Source organism: Paenibacillus sp. RS8, from assembly GCF_041956825.1.
Taxonomy (GTDB): Bacteria; Bacillota; Bacilli; order Paenibacillales; family Paenibacillaceae; genus Paenibacillus_AQ.
Genome location: NZ_CP168131.1, coordinates 1,699,140 through 1,716,577, shown reverse-complemented (window position 1 = coordinate 1,716,577; position 17,438 = coordinate 1,699,140). Strand labels below are relative to the sequence as shown.

At 44.2% G+C, this 17,438-nt stretch carries 16 protein-coding genes and 1 tRNA gene; 2 read left to right on the top strand and 15 right to left on the bottom strand.

Annotated features, from left to right (window positions below):
• Positions 1–36: 36 nt before the first annotated feature.
• Positions 37–1,089, bottom strand: coding sequence for a sugar-binding transcriptional regulator (locus ACDZ28_RS09010; RefSeq protein WP_076116268.1), 1,053 nt, complete (start codon positions 1,087–1,089; stop codon positions 37–39).
• Positions 1,090–1,521: 432 nt separating this feature from the next.
• Here ACDZ28_RS09010 and ACDZ28_RS09005 point away from each other — a divergent pair.
• Positions 1,522–1,596 (top strand) — tRNA-Arg (locus ACDZ28_RS09005).
• A gap of 193 nt (positions 1,597–1,789) precedes the next feature.
• Positions 1,790–2,386 (top strand): ATP-dependent Clp endopeptidase proteolytic subunit ClpP, encoded by a 597-nt coding sequence (gene clpP / locus ACDZ28_RS09000; protein ID WP_042184034.1) that lies wholly within the window; start codon positions 1,790–1,792, stop codon positions 2,384–2,386.
• Between the two features lie 95 nt (positions 2,387–2,481).
• Here clpP and ACDZ28_RS08995 read toward each other — a convergent pair whose 3' ends face one another.
• The 14 genes from ACDZ28_RS08995 to uxaC all read right to left on the bottom strand — a co-directional run bounded on the left by ACDZ28_RS08995 (position 2,482) and on the right by uxaC (position 17,287).
• Positions 2,482–3,120: a GDSL-type esterase/lipase family protein gene (locus ACDZ28_RS08995; RefSeq protein ID WP_076116266.1), complete on the bottom strand. Its 639-nt coding sequence runs from the start codon at positions 3,118–3,120 to the stop codon at positions 2,482–2,484.
• A gap of 109 nt (positions 3,121–3,229) precedes the next feature.
• The gene (locus tag ACDZ28_RS08990; RefSeq protein WP_375104463.1) at positions 3,230–4,333 is read right to left on the bottom strand and encodes a PdaC/SigV domain-containing protein; all 1,104 of its coding nucleotides are present in this window, start codon (positions 4,331–4,333) and stop codon (positions 3,230–3,232) included.
• A 123-nt stretch (positions 4,334–4,456) separates the two neighbouring features.
• Positions 4,457–5,212 (bottom strand): SIMPL domain-containing protein, encoded by a 756-nt coding sequence (locus ACDZ28_RS08985; RefSeq protein WP_042123312.1) that lies wholly within the window; start codon positions 5,210–5,212, stop codon positions 4,457–4,459.
• A gap of 149 nt (positions 5,213–5,361) precedes the next feature.
• Positions 5,362–5,631 (bottom strand): HPr family phosphocarrier protein, encoded by a 270-nt coding sequence (locus ACDZ28_RS08980; RefSeq protein ID WP_036687106.1) that lies wholly within the window; start codon positions 5,629–5,631, stop codon positions 5,362–5,364.
• 97 nt (positions 5,632–5,728) lie between these two features.
• Positions 5,729–6,658, bottom strand: coding sequence for a DNA-binding protein WhiA (gene whiA / locus ACDZ28_RS08975; protein WP_042123310.1), 930 nt, complete (start codon positions 6,656–6,658; stop codon positions 5,729–5,731).
• 144 nt (positions 6,659–6,802) lie between these two features.
• On the bottom strand, positions 6,803–7,750 hold the full coding sequence (gene yvcK / locus ACDZ28_RS08970; RefSeq protein ID WP_170880206.1) for a YvcK family protein: 948 nt from the start codon (positions 7,748–7,750) through the stop codon (positions 6,803–6,805).
• A gap of 57 nt (positions 7,751–7,807) precedes the next feature.
• Positions 7,808–8,707 carry an RNase adapter RapZ gene (gene rapZ, locus ACDZ28_RS08965; RefSeq protein ID WP_042123306.1) on the bottom strand — a complete coding sequence of 300 codons (900 nt, stop codon included), beginning with the start codon at positions 8,705–8,707 and terminating at the stop codon, positions 7,808–7,810.
• 45 nt (positions 8,708–8,752) lie between these two features.
• On the bottom strand, positions 8,753–9,703 hold the full coding sequence (locus ACDZ28_RS08960; protein ID WP_042123305.1) for an ROK family glucokinase: 951 nt from the start codon (positions 9,701–9,703) through the stop codon (positions 8,753–8,755).
• A 208-nt stretch (positions 9,704–9,911) separates the two neighbouring features.
• Complete coding sequence (locus ACDZ28_RS08955; RefSeq protein WP_375104462.1) at positions 9,912–11,171, bottom strand: DUF438 domain-containing protein; 1,260 nt, start codon at positions 11,169–11,171, stop codon at positions 9,912–9,914.
• Between the two features lie 40 nt (positions 11,172–11,211).
• Positions 11,212–11,439, bottom strand: coding sequence for a DUF1858 domain-containing protein (locus tag ACDZ28_RS08950; protein ID WP_042123301.1), 228 nt, complete (start codon positions 11,437–11,439; stop codon positions 11,212–11,214).
• A 203-nt stretch (positions 11,440–11,642) separates the two neighbouring features.
• On the bottom strand, positions 11,643–13,133 hold the full coding sequence (locus ACDZ28_RS08945; RefSeq protein WP_375105325.1) for a UxaA family hydrolase: 1,491 nt from the start codon (positions 13,131–13,133) through the stop codon (positions 11,643–11,645).
• Positions 13,134–13,167: 34 nt separating this feature from the next.
• Positions 13,168–14,637, bottom strand: a complete 1,470-nt coding sequence (locus tag ACDZ28_RS08940) for a tagaturonate reductase (RefSeq protein WP_375104461.1) — start codon at positions 14,635–14,637, stop codon at positions 13,168–13,170.
• A 160-nt stretch (positions 14,638–14,797) separates the two neighbouring features.
• Positions 14,798–15,802 (bottom strand): LacI family DNA-binding transcriptional regulator, encoded by a 1,005-nt coding sequence (locus ACDZ28_RS08935; RefSeq protein ID WP_375104460.1) that lies wholly within the window; start codon positions 15,800–15,802, stop codon positions 14,798–14,800.
• A 57-nt stretch (positions 15,803–15,859) separates the two neighbouring features.
• Entirely contained in the window at positions 15,860–17,287 is a 1,428-nt protein-coding gene (gene uxaC, locus ACDZ28_RS08930; RefSeq protein ID WP_375104459.1) for a glucuronate isomerase, read from the bottom strand.
• Positions 17,288–17,438: the final 151 nt, after the last annotated feature.

Genomic DNA, 17,438 nt, shown 5'->3' with positions numbered 1-17,438 from the left:
ATGTTAAGTATAATGCAAGGTATATGTTCTAGTGTATTACGAGGATATCTGCAACTGATTGTCGATTTCCTTGCCGATTTCTACAGCAGCAGCCTCGTCCGTGACGAGAATATTCTCCTGCCCGAAACGCAGCATGGCATGAATAGCTTTGGCTTTTGGTTTGCCTCCGGCAATACCAATGACTGTCTCCGTCCGAACAATATCTTCAAGACGTAGCCCCATCGTAAGCATAGTATGGACAACCTTACCATCTTCGTTAAAGTAATACCCAAAGGATTCAGCCACTGCTCCCTCACCCTGGATCTCTGAGACCGTAGCCTCATCCAGCTTGCGGCGGCGAGTCATTTCAATGGCATCCCCAATCCCATGTACAATAATACGCGAACTGCGGATGATTTGTACAATCTCTCCAATATTAGAGTCAAGTGCTAGTGACTGGTAGGCATCCCCACTAAGTAAATCAGGTACATGCAGCAACCGGTAATTCGCTCCAACTCGTTTTGCCATTGTTGAGGCAATTGTGTTGGCTTGAATCTCCATACTCTCTCCTAATCCACCACGCGCCGGAACAAACCAAGCGTTCTTATAGGAAAGGGATAACGGCGGTGTCAGTTGATCAGCCATATCGGCAAGCGTTGATCCACCAGTGACAGCAACAATATCATCTGTACGAAGTACACTGAGCAGCGCTTTTGCACCTGCTCGGCCGAGTTCACGTTTGGTGAATGGCGATGACTCACAATCACCCGGCACCACAATAACTTTATCCAGACCATACGTTGCCCGAATTTTCTCTTCCAGCTCATCCAGACCAAACAGGCTCTTAACGACCGGCTCTAGCAAATCAAGCAGCCTACGCCCAGCAGCGCTAATGCGCATACCAACGCTCTCGATCTCAATGAGCCCTTGCGATTTCAGAAGATCCGTCTCGGCACGCAGTACCCGCTCAGTCATATCAAGCGAAGCGGCAAGCGTTCTGCGCCCAATTATATCGGACAGCATGATCTGATGAAGAATCGTGTACCGTCTCTTAAGGGTTTCCATGAGATCAGGCAGAAGCTGCTTTTGGATATCTAATAAATTACGCATACTTTCACTCCTGCAACTTCGTCTTCCTCTATTCCCTTGTTCATGGTCTCAAAATGTCCCGGGTAAACTTTTTAAGTCCCACTCATATTCTAACCAAATATTGCTCGAAGTGCAAGTCTTCCGAGAGTAGAATTCTCAAGCGCTTGTCTTCTTATACATTTATAAGATCGGGAAAGAGGTACGGCTCCTAAAACCTGTCATTAACAATCCAGATTCTATCGCTGAGTGAAAGACAATATACGCTTGTCCATCTTGAAGACAAGGGGTAGAGCCCGTGCACAGCATTATTAAAAATATAAGAAATTATAAGTTTCACGTTATATATTATCCTTATATTTCTACGAGAAACGGTTGTCGTCAATAAAGGACGATAACGTCGTTTCTTCCTGTCCATTGCAATTGCACAGAAATTGTATTATAATCATTTTTGTTGCGCCCGTGGTCCAATGGATATGACGTAGGCCTCCGAAGCCTGAGATCCAAGTTCGATTCTTGGCGGGCGCGCCATTAATTTCACTTTTGTACATAATTTAGTAGTGCCTATACTACTACTTAACCAAAGAGCCGCATGTCGGCTCTTTTTTTTGAATATAAGTTTGACTTTCTTTGACTTTTTGTTTGAATTTGTTTATCATGTGGGTAATACGGCAAGAGTAAAAATGAATACATTTGAAGAACCAATATCAAGGAGGTTTTCCACGTGAGTTATATTCCTATGGTAGTAGAACAGAGCAACCGCGGTGAGCGCGCTTATGACATCTATTCCCGCCTGCTGAAGGACCGCATCATTTTCCTTGGAACGGAGGTTAATGACGTGGTAGCCAATTCTATCATCGCACAAATGCTGTTCTTGGCTGCCGAAGATCCGGAGAAGGACATTCACCTTTATGTGAATAGCCCCGGCGGTTCCATTACTGCAGGTATGGCTATTTTTGATACAATGCAGTACATTAAACCGGACGTTTCCACCATCTGCGTGGGTATGGCAGCTTCCATGGGAGCTTTCCTACTTAACGCTGGCGCTAAAGGCAAACGCTTTGCACTGCCAAACAGTGAGATCATGATTCACCAACCTCTGGGTGGTGCTCAAGGTCAAGCAACGGATATCGAAATCCGTGCGCGCCGTATCCTCAAATTGCGCGATAAGTTGAATCGTATTCTTGCAGAACGTACGGGTCAACCCCTGGAGCGTATTGAGAAGGATACAGACCGTGATTACTTCATGACTGCTGCAGACGCGGCAGCTTATGGTATCGTTGATAAAGTCATCGAGAAAACACTGCCTAGCGGTGTGTAAGCTATACAACAACACAAAGAGGCTGTGCTCTATCCACTTGATGGTTAGCGCACAGCCTCTTTACTTTTCAGAACAAAACTACACTTGAACCTCAATTAAATCAAACCGCCATAACCAAGTGAATCGAGTTTGTCAGCAATCACACGGTAGCCTCGGCCATTGGGATGTAAGTGATCAATCGATAATAGCCCTCTTTCATTTCCGGCAAATTGATTATAAATAGAAGCAAATCCACATACTCGGCTACTGTACTGCGAGGCATAACCGTTAAACTGCCGCACCCACTCTGTAGCGCCTACTACCTGAGGATAGGGATTGTACAATCCCACTATTCGAATGATAAAAGGTCTACGTGTTCCCGCCTTCAATTGAAAGAGAATACTCATAATTGCAGCAAAATTTTGTTTGCATTCCTGTAGTGATCTTCGTAGCTCTTTTGATAAATTTTCAGGTTGTCTAGCTGCAGCTTTCGCAGCATGGATTAAATCATTGCCACCAATGGATAAAGTGATGATGTCGGCTGCTCGTATAGCCTCGCGAGTCATAGAACTCCCACGTAACCGCTGTTCCAGTTCAGAAGTAGTCAATCCATTCACGCCTAAATTCGTAGAGACTACATTAGAACGCAGTCTCCCTTCTGCCATTCTACGGTATACCGGTACAAAACCGTTACCTGGCAGAGCGCCAAATCCAGTCGTCAAGGAATCGCCAATTGCAGTATATTGATAGCTCATAGCTCTCCCCCGTTCATAAACTAGTTACTCCCTTTAGCATATGAATTAGCGATGATTCTGGTAAGGGGGAGATGTCCAGTGCTGGCAGCAGCGGTCAAGACTTCTCTTATTACTTTATAGCAGCAAATGGGCTATCGCCTTCGGGCAACAGTTCTTTGAATGTAAAGGTATATTCCGGGAACCCTGCAGCGTAAGCTGTGTATTCGTACAATTGGAAGAATAGAACAACCTTATCATCCTTCAGATAAAAATACTTCTCCGTATTCAATCCGTTGAATCCTCCCAAATAACTTTCTTCCGCTTTTACCAGCTTGTTCAGCTTGGCATTTAACTGTTTTTTGTAGTTGGGGTTAGCGCCAAACAAATCACCCAGCAATAGACGTTTGCCATCCTTAAGTGAAAAAGTAAATGCCTCACGATTTGTCATGCCATGAGCGCCGCCCGTATCGCTATACTGTGACATCACTAAACTGATCACACCATTCTGATTGTAGGTCACCACATAATCTATATCATAGGTATACTTAGGCTCTGACCCGGTCCGATCGGAGATATCCTGTTCTGCACCAGCCGCAAATTTCATAACACTTTCCTTCAAGGTATTATTAATTGCCTGCTGCGCATTGGAATTGCTTAATCCACTGATCTTCGGATAATCAAGCTGGATAAAAGCCTCTTGCCGATCCTTAGCATAGGTTTCAGTGGTTACTGTCAGCACGTTCAGTGGTCTGTTCACCACGTTCAGCCTACCAGAGTCCCGACTCCAATCTACTTTATAACCCAAATAATCATTCAACAGGCCTGATGGAACATAAAGCCGATTGTTAATTAGCTTTCCTTCATATTCTCGAATGTAATAATTGTTCACCCAAATAGAATTTCCATAGCTAGATAACATGAACTTAGTTTTTATCGTTCCCTTTCCAATCGTATATGCATTTTCTTTTTTATCATAAGTAAGTGGTAATCGCAGCACATCACGCATAAAGGTGATCGGCACCCATGCCTTCCCTTCCTGCAAAATACCTGTCTGCTGAGAAATCATCCCGTTTGCCTTCAAAACTATACGTGAAGCAATAGCCTCACTCTTTGTCTGATCCGATGCTGCATAACCAGTCTCAACGGGCAGTAATCCACCACCAAGCAATAACCCCGCCGACATCAAGCCTATGCCCCATTTGCGTACTATTTCTTTTGAGATATTCATCATCATATTTTTCCTCCCCTTTCCAGTTTATTAAACATAATCTTAGCGATTTTACACAAAAAAAGAGGCGCCCCGCATTATTACTAGCGGAAGAGCACCTCTCCTCTCTACACACATCTTGTTCTGCTACTATTTCAATTCATACATTACGCTCAGCTGTGTTGTAACTTTAACTACTCCCGGTTGAACGGATGTGCTTGCACCAGCATCTGCTGCAGCCATTTCCATTTTTAGATTCTGCTCAAAATAAACCGGAGTAACATTACCATCATTTTGGCTGACTGTGATTACTTGACCCAAGCTACGTCTAGCTGCCTTAGCAATAGCTCCTGCTTTAACATCTGCGTTCGCCATCGCCTTTTCAATCACCTGAGCTTCAAAGGCAGAAGTATCTTCCACTGAAAAACGTGCATTTCCGATATTATTTGCCCCTGCCGCAGATGCAGCATCCAGCAATTCACCAACCTTGGTCAGATCTCTATAAGACACTAACAGCGTATGATTCGCGTTGTATCCCTTCACTTGCTGTCCATCTTTTTCGCTATAACTATAGTTGGGTTGCACATAAAATTGGGTACTTTGAATATCCTTGTCTGCGATTTTCCAAGTCCCTTTCAGTAGTGTAGTGATCTTTTGGATTTTAGCAGCATTTGTTTTTTGCGCTTCTTGTGCAGTTGCAGCCGTAGTATCTACACCGATGGACAAGTATACAATATCCGGCTTGATGGACAATTCACCTTTACCTACTACACTAACGACATTTTTCTGCACTTCATCTGCGTAAGCCTTTGCAGGACCTTGGAAGGCACCACTCATGCTAATCCCTCCAATTAACAAACTCCCTACGATCAACACTGAACCAATCTTTTTAACCAAACCTTTCATATTTGCCAGCCCCTTTCATCTTTTGTGATTTGTTATTATCCTCTAGACGAGTCTTTTTGGTAAATGTTGCACACGTAAATCTATTTTTTGGTATTAAAAAAAGCCCCTAGGGGCTTTTTAGTCATGCGATAAAAAGTCATCTCAAAATATTATTGGTTTTCAAGCTCTTCTTTGCTGACGAGACTCGTCAAAGCGTTTACAGCTTGATCCGCGTCTGCACCATCCGCGCTGATATAGATCTCCGTGCCGGAACTGATCGCTAGGCTCATAATACCCATAATACTTTTGGCGTTTACTTTTTTATCGTCTTTTTCCACGAAAATCTCCGACGAAAACTTGTTAGCTTCTTGCACAAACAATGCTGCCGGTCGAGCGTGTAGCCCTGTCTTCAACCGAACAACTACCGGGTGCTTTGTCATGAAACGCTTACCCCCTAATTGAGTTCTCCCCAAAAATTTCACATTAATTTTATATTATTATATCATTATAACGTAAACCACACTAGAAAAAAAGTGACTAGCCGCCGCGAACCTTGTCCGCCAGTTCATCAATCTTACGAAGCCGATGATTTACTCCGGACTTACTAACTGTACCTTTCAGCATTTCACCAACCTCTTTAAGGTTGATATCTGGATGTGCCATTCGAATTTCTGCAACTTCTCGCAATTTATCCGGCAAGCTCTCCAGTCCTACTTCTCGCTGCAGCAGTTTGATATTTTCAATCTGCCGCACCGCGGCACTTATCGTTTTATTGAGATTCGCGGTCTCGCAGTTCACGATCCGATTCACGGAATTACGCATATCCCGCATAATTCTTACATCCTCAAATTTGAACAACGCTTGATGCGCCCCGATCAAACTTAAGAATTCGATAATCTTCTCGCCTTCTTTAATGTATAGAATGAACCCTTTTTTACGTTCAATGCAGCGTGCGTTTAGGTGAAATTCACCAGCTAGATCGACAAGCGCCTTACAATGCTCCTCATACATCGAGGAAATCTCCAAATGGTAAGAGGAACCCTCCGGATTATTAACCGATCCGCCCGCCAAAAAGGCACCGCGTAAATAAGCACGCTTACAGCAGTTATTCCCAACAATCTCTTTATCAATACCGTCGGTAAAAATAAATCCTTCGGACACAATTCTGAGGTCATTTAGGATCTCCTGTACGCGACTAGGAATTCTAACGATATAAACGTTATTTTTCTTCAAACGCATTTTTTTACGCACGAGTAGCTCAATATGGACCTGGTAATATTTCTTAAGCAAAGAATATACCCGCCTTGCAATCGCGGCGTTCTCCGTCGAAATGTCGAGAATAACCTTTTTGCTTGAAAGCTGCACAGATCCATTCATACGGATAAGTGCTGACATTTCCGCCTTCTCACAACAGGGCTCACTCTCCACCATCGTCAGCTCTTTTTTGGTAAGGGCCGCAAAAGACAAGGGTCTCACCTCTTTCTGAAATAAGTACGTCATTCATATATACAAGCATAAACGCCTTAGGCGTCCTTTTAAAGACGGTAAGCGTTTATGCGAGAAATATAAGAAAGTATAGGTGTAAAACTTATATTTTCTTATATTTTTAAGTTATACTCTAGGGTTCCTGTTTATCCAGTCTTGCACAAGCTGGTAGATATGATGACTAAGTTTATCGGTATCATGCCTTAAGTAAGTTCGGAATAACACTAGCTTATCCGCGATGACTTTATACCCACTGCCATCTAGTACATCCTTGTCGAGTTGTACCGGACGTGCACCTTTCTCTGCGTACTTCGTCTGAACCTGCTCTGGAATTTCACCGTCATTGACAATAACATAATCGAATAAATGAATTCCAATATGATCATAAACAGCTTGTAGATGATCATTTACGGTATAATTATCCGTTTCGCCAGGCTGAGTCATTACATTGCAGACAAAGATTTTGATTGCATCCGAAGATACAACAGCTTCTGCTAGCTTTGGAACAAGTAGGTTCGGAAGAATGCTCGTATAGAGACTTCCTGGTCCCAAAAGAATCGCATCAGCGTTTCGAATCGCTTCAAGTGCTTCAGGCAACGGTTCCACGTCAGCAGGCTCCAAAGATACCCGTTTGATGATCCCGCCGGCTTCCGGTATCTTAGACTCACCTGTGATAATCGTACCGTCCGACATTTCTGCACGTAACACAACGGCATCTCCCGCAGCGGGCAATACCCGTCCACGAACAGCAAATAATCGGCTAAGCTCGCGAACAGCTGTGACAAAATCGCCAGATATATCTGTAAGCGCAGCGAGGATTAAATTACCAAGACTATGACCCGCCAAGCCTTCACCCGTGTTGAAACGATATCTCATAATATCCGCCATGAGCGGTTCCACATCAGCCATAGCTGTTAATACGTTACGGATGTCCCCAGGAGGTGGCATTTGCAGTTCACTGCGCAAAATGCCCGAGCTTCCTCCATCATCCGCTACCGTAACTATAGCTGTAATATCTAGCGGCTTTTCTTTTAAGCCGCGAAGCATGACAGATAACCCCGTACCACCGCCCATAACGACGATACGTGGACGCTGTCTTTGTTCTTCAGCCACTATGGACCCCTTCTCTCATTAGTGCCGATCACGCTCGGAATCCCGATGACTAACCGCTACGGATTCCGTTTCGCTGACGCCCAGCATTTTACCCAAATATTCCGAAATGGCTACTGAACGGTGTTTTCCGCCTGTACAGCCAATGCCGATAATAATCTGGGATTTACCTTCCCTACGATATTGCGGAATTAAGAAATGAAGCATATCGAGCAGTTTGGTCAGGAACACCTGTGTTTCAGGCCACTTCATTACATAGTCATAAACATCGCTGTCCTGACCTGTTTTTGGCCGCAGGTGATCCACATAATGCGGGTTAGGCAAAAAGCGAACATCGAAGACGAGGTCTGCATCAATAGGAATACCATACTTAAATCCGAACGATGTAATATTGACGGAAAGTGTGCTTTTTCCTAAATGCGAGAACCGAGATACAATCTTCTCTTTAAGCTGCACTGGTTTCATACTGCTAGTATCCAGACATAATGTGGCTGAATTCTTTAATTCCTCAAGCATTTTACGTTCCAGCTTGATACCGTCAAGCGGAAGTCCCTTGGGTGCTAGAGGATGATGACGCCGGCTTTCCTTGTAACGCTGCACAAGTACCGAATCCGTAGCATCCAAGAACAAGATTTCACAGCCAATGGTTGACTCATCTTTGATATAGGCTAGAGACTCGGACAAAGCAGTGAAGAATTCCCGGCCACGCAGGTCAATCACAAGTGCTACCTTAGCGATCTTACCCTTCGACTGCTCAATCAGTTCTGCAAACTTAGGGATCAGCACCGGCGGTAAATTATCGACACAGAAGAACCCTAGGTCTTCCAGACTCTGCACAGCAATTGTCTTACCCGCACCTGACATTCCGGTAATAATGATCAGGGTGGCTCCAGCCGTTGGAGTATTGTCCAATTCGGTCATTAAAGCGTCCCCTCCCTAAATTAGTATATGAATACTCCCTATCTTTTAAGAACGAAGCAGAAGGCCTGCAGCACCAACAATACCTGCATCATTGCCAAGCTCCGCAGGGATAATCGAAACACCCGTCTGAAGCGGAGCTGGTGCGAGCTTAGCGAACACGCGACGGACTTCATCAAATAGAATATCTCCAGCTTTAGACACACCACCACCAATGATAAAGACCTCAGGGTTAAGCACGGCCGCAACAGAAGCCATAGATTTACCCAGATAGTAAGCTGCACGGTTTACTATACGAATCGCTACTTCATCACCAGCTTTAGCCGCATCAAATACTTCCTTCGCTGCAATCTTCTCTACCTGAGAAAGGGAAGTACGATCACCACGAGCGACTGCATCATTAGCCATACGAATAATACCTGTAGCAGAGGAAACGGTTTCCAGACATCCCATATTGCCACAACCACATTGAATAGCTTCCAGATCCGGCACTACAGTGATATGGCCAAGCTCGCCCGCTAGACCCGCGAAACCTTGATAAATCTTTCCATTAATAATGATTCCGCCACCCACACCTGTTCCAAGGGTATAGCAGACACAGTTCTCAATCCCGCGTCCTGCACCACTCCAAGCTTCACCCAGCGCAGCCACGTTCGCATCATTGTCTATTTTGACAGGCTTGTTCCAGCGATCTTCCAAAATGGAGCGAATCGGCACATCTTTAAATCCTATGTTGGGCGCAAGAATGATGATTCCTTCACGAATATTTGTGAACCCTGCTACGCCCGCGCCTACACCTGCAAGCTGATCCCAAGAGTACGGGGAGTCCTCCACAATTTGGCGTACATACTTCTCGATATTATCGATAACAGTATCGACACCTTCTGCAGTTCCTGTTGGTCCCTCATAAGTATGTAGTAGAGTTCCCTCAGCATTGCAGATTCCAACCTTAATTGCAGTTCCACCCAAATCCACGCCAACGTAGATATTCTCAGACATGTAACAAGCCACCTTTTTTTATACTAAAATAGTTAATCCTAAGTACCAACTATAATAGAAGCCCCCTCTGTGGTCAAGGAAAGACAACACACCCGGGAATTCCTTATTTCAATAGTATACTCTATTATATTCTAAAAAGACCCTCTTGCGCCAAAGCAAGAGAGTCTTCTTCCCATATTATTATCTGGAAATTTTCCATTAGCACCCATTATTCTGATAGAATACGCTTCTGCCCCTCCAGTGCACGGATGGGTGCGATATTCTGTGTAAACTCTAGCGTTCCCATATACCGGCCTGTCTCGTCGCGGACAGCGAAATAACGGATATAAATAAACTTATCCTTGATGTTGATCCAGAAGTCCTCAGCGTCCTTATGTCCTGCCTTAAAGTCTTCCAGAAGCTTCTCCACCACATGAACACTTTGAGGCGGATGACAGTTCTGTACCGTACGGCCGATAACTGCCTTAGTTCGGGCAAAGATACGTTCCTTGCCGTGTGAAAAATACCGCACAACATCATTTTCATCAATGAATGTCAGATCTACCGGCAGATGATTGAGTACGGTCTCCAGCTGATGCAGTGACAACAGCCCTGTCTCAAAGCGTATGAACCCTTCTTGCGGAGTTACTCCGTCTGCTTCTCCCAGCACTGCACCTTCCGGCTCTGCGGCGCGCTCTGGGACCCATTCCTGCTCCGGTGCGGTTAGACAGAAACCAATCTCATCGCTCTCCCGAGCGATTTTGACCCATTCGTCTTCAGTCAGTTTGTCCAGCGCCATAGGCAGTAGAATATTCTCTTCTTTAAAGATCATTTCATTCACTTCCTGGATAATCTCCGTAACTTGAGCCCCAATTTCTGCAGCGTTTCCGTTATACGCGCTAAGTGCTGCTTTGGCCTCTTTTATCATACGGCGGATATTATCATCGACTCCCCACATGACCTTGGTCGGTCCATAAATCCCATACTTTTCAAGGTAAGGAAATAGCAGATTCTCTTTACGACTGTAGTGTTTATCAAGATCTAGCAATAAGCTTAAATCTTCCAATAACTTGAAGATAAGCTCTTCACTGTCGTTCTTCTGAAATTTGGTTGCGTGTAAATCTAAACGGAAGTTCACAAGTCTTTCTATCTCGCGGTTTTCCAGCTTGAAGGTGTGTACTGGATGCCCTGGCTGCTCCTCAGGCTTAGATGAACGGTGAATTTGCTCAATAGAACCTTTAAAAATCGCTGTATGGACCGAACAAAGCCGTTGTACCTCGGATACCGGAATCCCCTCTTCGGTCATTAATGAATGCTCCATAGCTGAGATTTCCGCTACGGTAACATCGCCTACAGCTTCCTCGAAGCGTGCCTTAACCTCTTCAACGCTTTTGCCTGCATGCAGTTCTTTAATAATCTCCTTGAGCATGGCTTGGCGACGAGTTTGCTCCGGTACATCAACCTCGCGGTTATTTATCAGTTCACTCATTATTGATCTCTCCTTAATGATATTTTGATGATAGATGTCTTTATTTCATAATCTCGAAGCCATGTCGTTCAAATGCTAACCTCACGGTTTCGAGATCCATTTTCTTCAATTTGATTCCTTTGGATAAGGTCATGAAACGGCCAGCGGTCTGCAGCATGCCTGGCTTAGCAATGTCCTTAAAGCCCAGCTCTACCATAATCTCAACGACCTCCGGATGCCTTGATACCATCTCGAAGATAGACTCATCCATTCGCAGCACTTTTTCCATTGGACTATTCTCCTTTATATGAGAACTATTCTCAACAACAGATTAGCACAGGCCGTATGGGGTGATTGTGATTGCAGTCACTAAATTAGAAGAATGCAATTATCGTTCTTTTTAAAGATGGATTATGTATAGTCCGAAACTAAAAAACTGCCCCCTACGCTTAAAAAGCATAAGGGACAGCTTGATTGGTAAATGTTCATTTATTATAGCGTTACTCCTGTTTTAAATATGGAAATCTCACGAAAGTTATTCTTCTCATTATTTACCCATTCCCCACTAGCCACGCTGATAATGTAGTTGATAAAATCACGCAGGACCTCATCTGGAGAACCGTCTTCGACCAACACACCTGCATTAAAATCAATCCAGTGACGTTTGCCTTCATACAATGGGGTATTGGTAGACACCTTCATTGTTGGCACGAATGTACCAAAAGGTGTCCCCCGTCCAGTCGTAAAGATCACCAATTGGCAGCCAGCAGCAGCCAGAGCCGACGAAGCCACTAGGTCATTGCCCGGCGCGTTAAGAAGATTTAAGCCTTTGTTAGTGATAAGCTCTCCGTACTTGAGTACATCCATTACCGTAGAATTACCGGATTTTTGAGTGCAACCCAGCGATTTATCCTCAAGCGTAGTAATCCCTCCGGCTTTATTGCCTGGTGAAGGATTTTCATATACCGGCTGTTTATAGTCCATGAAATACTGCTTAAAGTCATTGATGAGATCAACAATTTTGTGGAAAATAGCTTCGTCTGCCGCACGCTCCATCAGAATCTTTTCGGCGCCAAACATTTCGGGCACTTCAGTCAGTACAGTTGTACCGCCCTGAGCAGCCATATAATCAGACAAACGTCCTAGCAGAGGATTCGCAGTAATACCGGACAAACCGTCGGAGCCTCCACATTTCAGACCGATTTTCAGCTCAGAGAGCGGGACTTCTTCCCGATGATCGCCTTGTACGTTATTGTAGAGTTCCTTCAGCAGCTTTACGCCTTCTTCAATCTCATTCCCAACCTCTTGAGAGACAAGAAAACGCACACGATCCTCATCGTAACTACCCAGCATGTCTTTAAAAATATGCAGATTGTTGTTCTCACAACCTAGTCCGAGCACAAGTACGGCGCCCGCATTTGGATGCTTAACCGCATTAGCCAAAATCGTACGAGTATTGTCATGATCATCACCAAGCTGGGAGCAACCATAGTTATGCTTCAGTACGAGCACGTTATCGAACGGAGCGATATCGCCAACCTCTGCCTTGAAAATATTGATGATCTGTTCCGCCACTCCATTCACACAACCAACTGTAGGCACGATCCACAGCTCATTGCGAATACCTACAGTTCCATCAAAGCGACGGTACCCCTTAAAGGTCAAATTCTCAGCGGCAAAAGGATTCGGTATCAGCTTCTGCTCAAACGTATATTCCTCTACCCCTGTTAGGTTGGTCTTCGTATTATGGGTATGCACCCATTCACCAGGCGCAATAGGCGCTTTGGCATGACCGATCGGATAACCATATTTCAACACATTCTCGCCTTCGCTAATGCTGGTTAATGCAATTTTATGACCTCTGGCGATATCTTCTGTAATCTTGATCTCTTTTGAACCAATTACGATGCTGTCGCCTGCCTTATAGTCTTTCAATGCAACCGCTACGTTATCAGCATCATTGATTTGTAGTACCTCTTTCATGGTCTTGATCATATCGTTATCCACCTCCTGTGTATTAATTGTGCGCAGGTCTCTTCACGAACGTTTGCAGCGCTTGCTTCATCCCTACTCGCTCAATTGCAATTAGCCCTTCTGCTGTCTTGTCAGTCAGCCCCGCAACTTCATTTAAATCACAACCCCAGCGATTTGTTGCCGCTAATACCTGAGCAGTCAGTGCGCGTAACCCAGAGTCTGTGCCATCCCATCCTCCCCACAAGGAAGCGAACCATTCCAAAATATCCGCATCATCCGCAAGCTTAATTTCTTCATCCCCTCTACGTCCTTTATAGAAGGCAATTAATGCGCTCAATGAGAAAACAAGCTTCTCAGGCAATTGTTCCTTGGACTCTACATATTGCAATAAAGAAGGCAGATCTCTTGTCTTAAATTTCGAGATAGCGTTAAGGGAGATGCTCATCAAGTAATGCTGCACATAAGGGTTCAAGAACCGTTCCAATACCGCGTCTGCAAAAGAATTCAATTCCTCTGCCGGCAGATCCAGTGTCGGAATGATCTCATCATAGATTAAAGACTTCACGTAGGCCCCAACCTCTTCGTGCTCAATGGCCTCGGCAACCGTATCAATGCCGTACAAATAGGCTACTGGTGTCATAGCTGTGTGTGCTCCATTTAAAATTCTAACTTTACGAGTCCGGTAAGGCGCCATATCATCGACTACCAGTACATTAAGACCTGCTAATTCAGCAGGGAACTCCTCTTTAATCCACTGTGGCCCTTCAATCACCCAAAGATGGAATTGCTCGCCGACAACGACCAGCTTATCCTCATAACCGAGTTCTTCTGTTATCTCGGCGATAGTGTCTCTTGGATATCCGGGAACAATGCGATCCACCAGACTGCAGCAGAAGGTGTTGGCTTCGTTCAACCAGTCTACAAAGCCCTCTCCAAGATTCCAAAGGTCCGCATATTTTAAAATAACCTTCTTAAGCTCATCACCATTTCGGTCAATCAGCTCGCATGGAATGATGATAAAACCTTTAGAAGCATCCCCATTAAAAAATTCAAAACGTTTATATAATAAGGCTGTCAGCTTGCCCGGGAAACTGCTCTGCGGAGCATCGGTTAACTTGTCGCCTGCTTCAAAAGCAATTCCCGCCTCAGTGGTGTTGGATACGATAAAGCGCAGCTCTGGATTCTCGGCAAGCTTCATATACTCCTCATGCTGGGCAAAAGGATTAAGCGTTCTCGTAATACAGTTGATGACCTCATGTTCTTTTACCGCTACTCCGTCTTTGATTCCTTGGAGATAAAGCGTATATAGACCGTCCTGGGCATTTAGCATATCTGCAAGTCCGTTGCCCAGCGGTTGTACAACCACCACTCCACCATTGAAATCCGTTTTTTGATTCATCGTATGAATCTGCCAATCTACAAAAGCACGCATGAAATTGCCTTCACCAAATTGCAGGACCTTTTCGGGGTATTGCTTGTAGGCTTTCCAACTATCGCTATTCAATTTTTCCAATGTAAACGCCTCCTATTCATTAATGCACACGATAAACTAATTAAACAAACTATATAATATATTATCTATATTGATATTTTTATGAATTTATGCACACGTGAAAATTTTATCTAAAACCCTTTACCATTGTAAAGGATTGGGGGCCATATGCGTCCACCTACTATTTTGACAGCTTCCTAACCGATTCTCTCTCAATCAGCTCTGTCTCGATCGAGATTCGTCCATCTTGTTCTGTAGGTTCCTTGATTAAGCTTAACAACTGGCGTGCACCTTGCTCACTGATCTTCTCAATCGGACGTTTTACCGTGGTAAGCGATGGATTCGCAAAAAGCGAAAAACCAATATCATCAAAACCAACAATAGAGACATCCTTCGGCACCTGCAGCCCTCGCTCGAACACAGATTTCATAGCTCCGATCGCCATATCGTCATTGGAACAAAACACTGCCGTTGGTGGTTTTTCTAAATCCAGCAGCTTGCCCATCGCCTCATATCCGCTTTGCATATCGTAATTACCACTTTTCATATAGTCGTTACGCACAGGGATATTATGGTCAATCAATGCTTTTATAAAACCGTCTCTGCGTTCCTGCGTGGATTTAAAGCCCTCAACACCTTCAATGATCGCAATGTCTTGATGCCCGGACTCAATTAGATGTTTGCCTGCATGATAAGCGCCTTCCCGGTCATTCGAGATGATATTAATAATGGAGCGATCGTCTATCTGCCGATTCAGCACAACGATTGGAATGCCTTGCTGGACCACATGGTAAATGAATTTATTATCTGCTTCACTCTGGCTCATTAGAATAATTCCATCAAAGCGTTTGTGATGAATAGAGGAATATTCCGCATAATCATCGATCCCACGGATGAACAGATTATACTCTACATCTATGACACTATTTACACCACGAATCGTGTCAGAGAAGAAACCAGACGTTGTGCCGTTGGCGATACTCGTGAAGAACAAGCCAATGGTGTATGATCGCTGCATCACAAGGCTTTTAGCATTGTAATTGGGGACATAACCCACTTGCGCAGCGATCTCGGCGATTTTTTTACGTGTAACTTCTTTAATTAGGGGACTGTTGTTAAGTGCTCTTGATACAGTTGTATGTGAAACATTCGCCAGCTTGGCGATATCCTTGATTGTAGGTGCCATGGGTCAACCTTCCTTATCAAACGGGTTTGGCTCTTCCATGTAAGGATATCATAACGATTACCTAGTCACCAATGCCTGTTTCGAGAAATTAAAATAATGATCAGCGTTATTGTAACAGATGTTCTCAACCATACCGCCCAGCAGTTCCATATCATCTGGGGCTTCTCCAGTCTCTACCCAGGAGCCTATAAGATCACATAGAATCCTTCTAAAGTACTCATGTCTGGTATACGATAAAAAGCTTCTGGAGTCTGTTAGCATCCCGACAAATTGGCTCAGTACACCAAGGTTGGCGAGCGTCTTCATTTGTTCCAGCATGCCATCCTTATTGTCATTGAACCACCATGCCGTTCCGAATTGAATCTTTCCTGGAATTCCGCCTCCTTGAAAGCAGCCCATTAACCCGGCAATGACATGATTATCATTTGGATTCAGTGAGTACAAAATTGTTTTAGGCAGCGCGTTCTCACGATCCAGCGCATCCAGTAGACCTGCCAGCGGCTTAGCAATCACACCATCATTGATGGAATCATAACCCGTGTCAGGACCGAGACGTCCGAACATTACGCTGTTATTATTGCGCAGCGCATGAATATGGAATTGCATTGCCCAATCCAGCTCGCTATATAATTTACCTAGGAACACAAGTGTGAAACCCTTATATTTCTTTTCTTCACTCTCGCTTACAGTGCCTTCACGAAGCGCCTTAGCAAATATTGCCGCAGCTTCCTCCAAAGTAGCTGGCTCAAACATTACTGCATCCAAAGCATGGTTGGATACACGGCCCGCTCTGGCATGGAAGAATCTCACTCTACTCTCCAATGCTTCTAGAAACTGACCATAATTTTCAACATCCATTCCTGAGACTTCGCTTAGCTGAGCTACCCAAGGCTTGAAGGTAGGACGATTGATTTCAAGGGCTTTATCTGGACGGAACCCCGGAACTATGCTGACATTGAATCCGCTCAAGTGACTGATTTTTTCATGATATTTCAGAGTATCTACAGGGTCATCTGTGGTGCATACAACAGTGACTTTCGATCTAACAATTAGATCTCTTGCTCCATACCCTTCCCCTTGCAGCTGATTATTCACTTCATCCCAAATCTTCGGCGCATTAGCCTCATTTAGCAGATCATATACACCAAAGAAACGTTGCAGCTCTAAATGTGTCCAATGATAAAGCGGGTTCCCGATAATCTTAGGAACCGTTCTGGACCAGGCTAGAAATTTATCATAGTCACTGGCGTCACCGGTAATGTATTTCTCTTCTACACCATTTGCCCGCATCACTCTCCATTTGTAATGGTCACCATACAGCCACGCTTCGGTAATATTATTAAACGTCTTGTTCTCATAAATCTCTTGTGGACTGAGGTGGCAATGATAGTCGATAATCGGCATGTCTTTCGCATAGGTATGAAACAGCTGAATTGCTGTCTCACTGGACAATAAGAAGTTCTCATCCATGAATTTTCTGCTCATGAGATTTGCTGCTCTCCTTTATAATCATAATGGGAGTTGCATTTAGTTTAACGTAAACATTTATTGGTTTTAGAATTTCTTATCAATAACAAAATAAACTATAATTAATTCTAAAGATAATTGCTTTTTAATATAATGTTCACGTTAACAT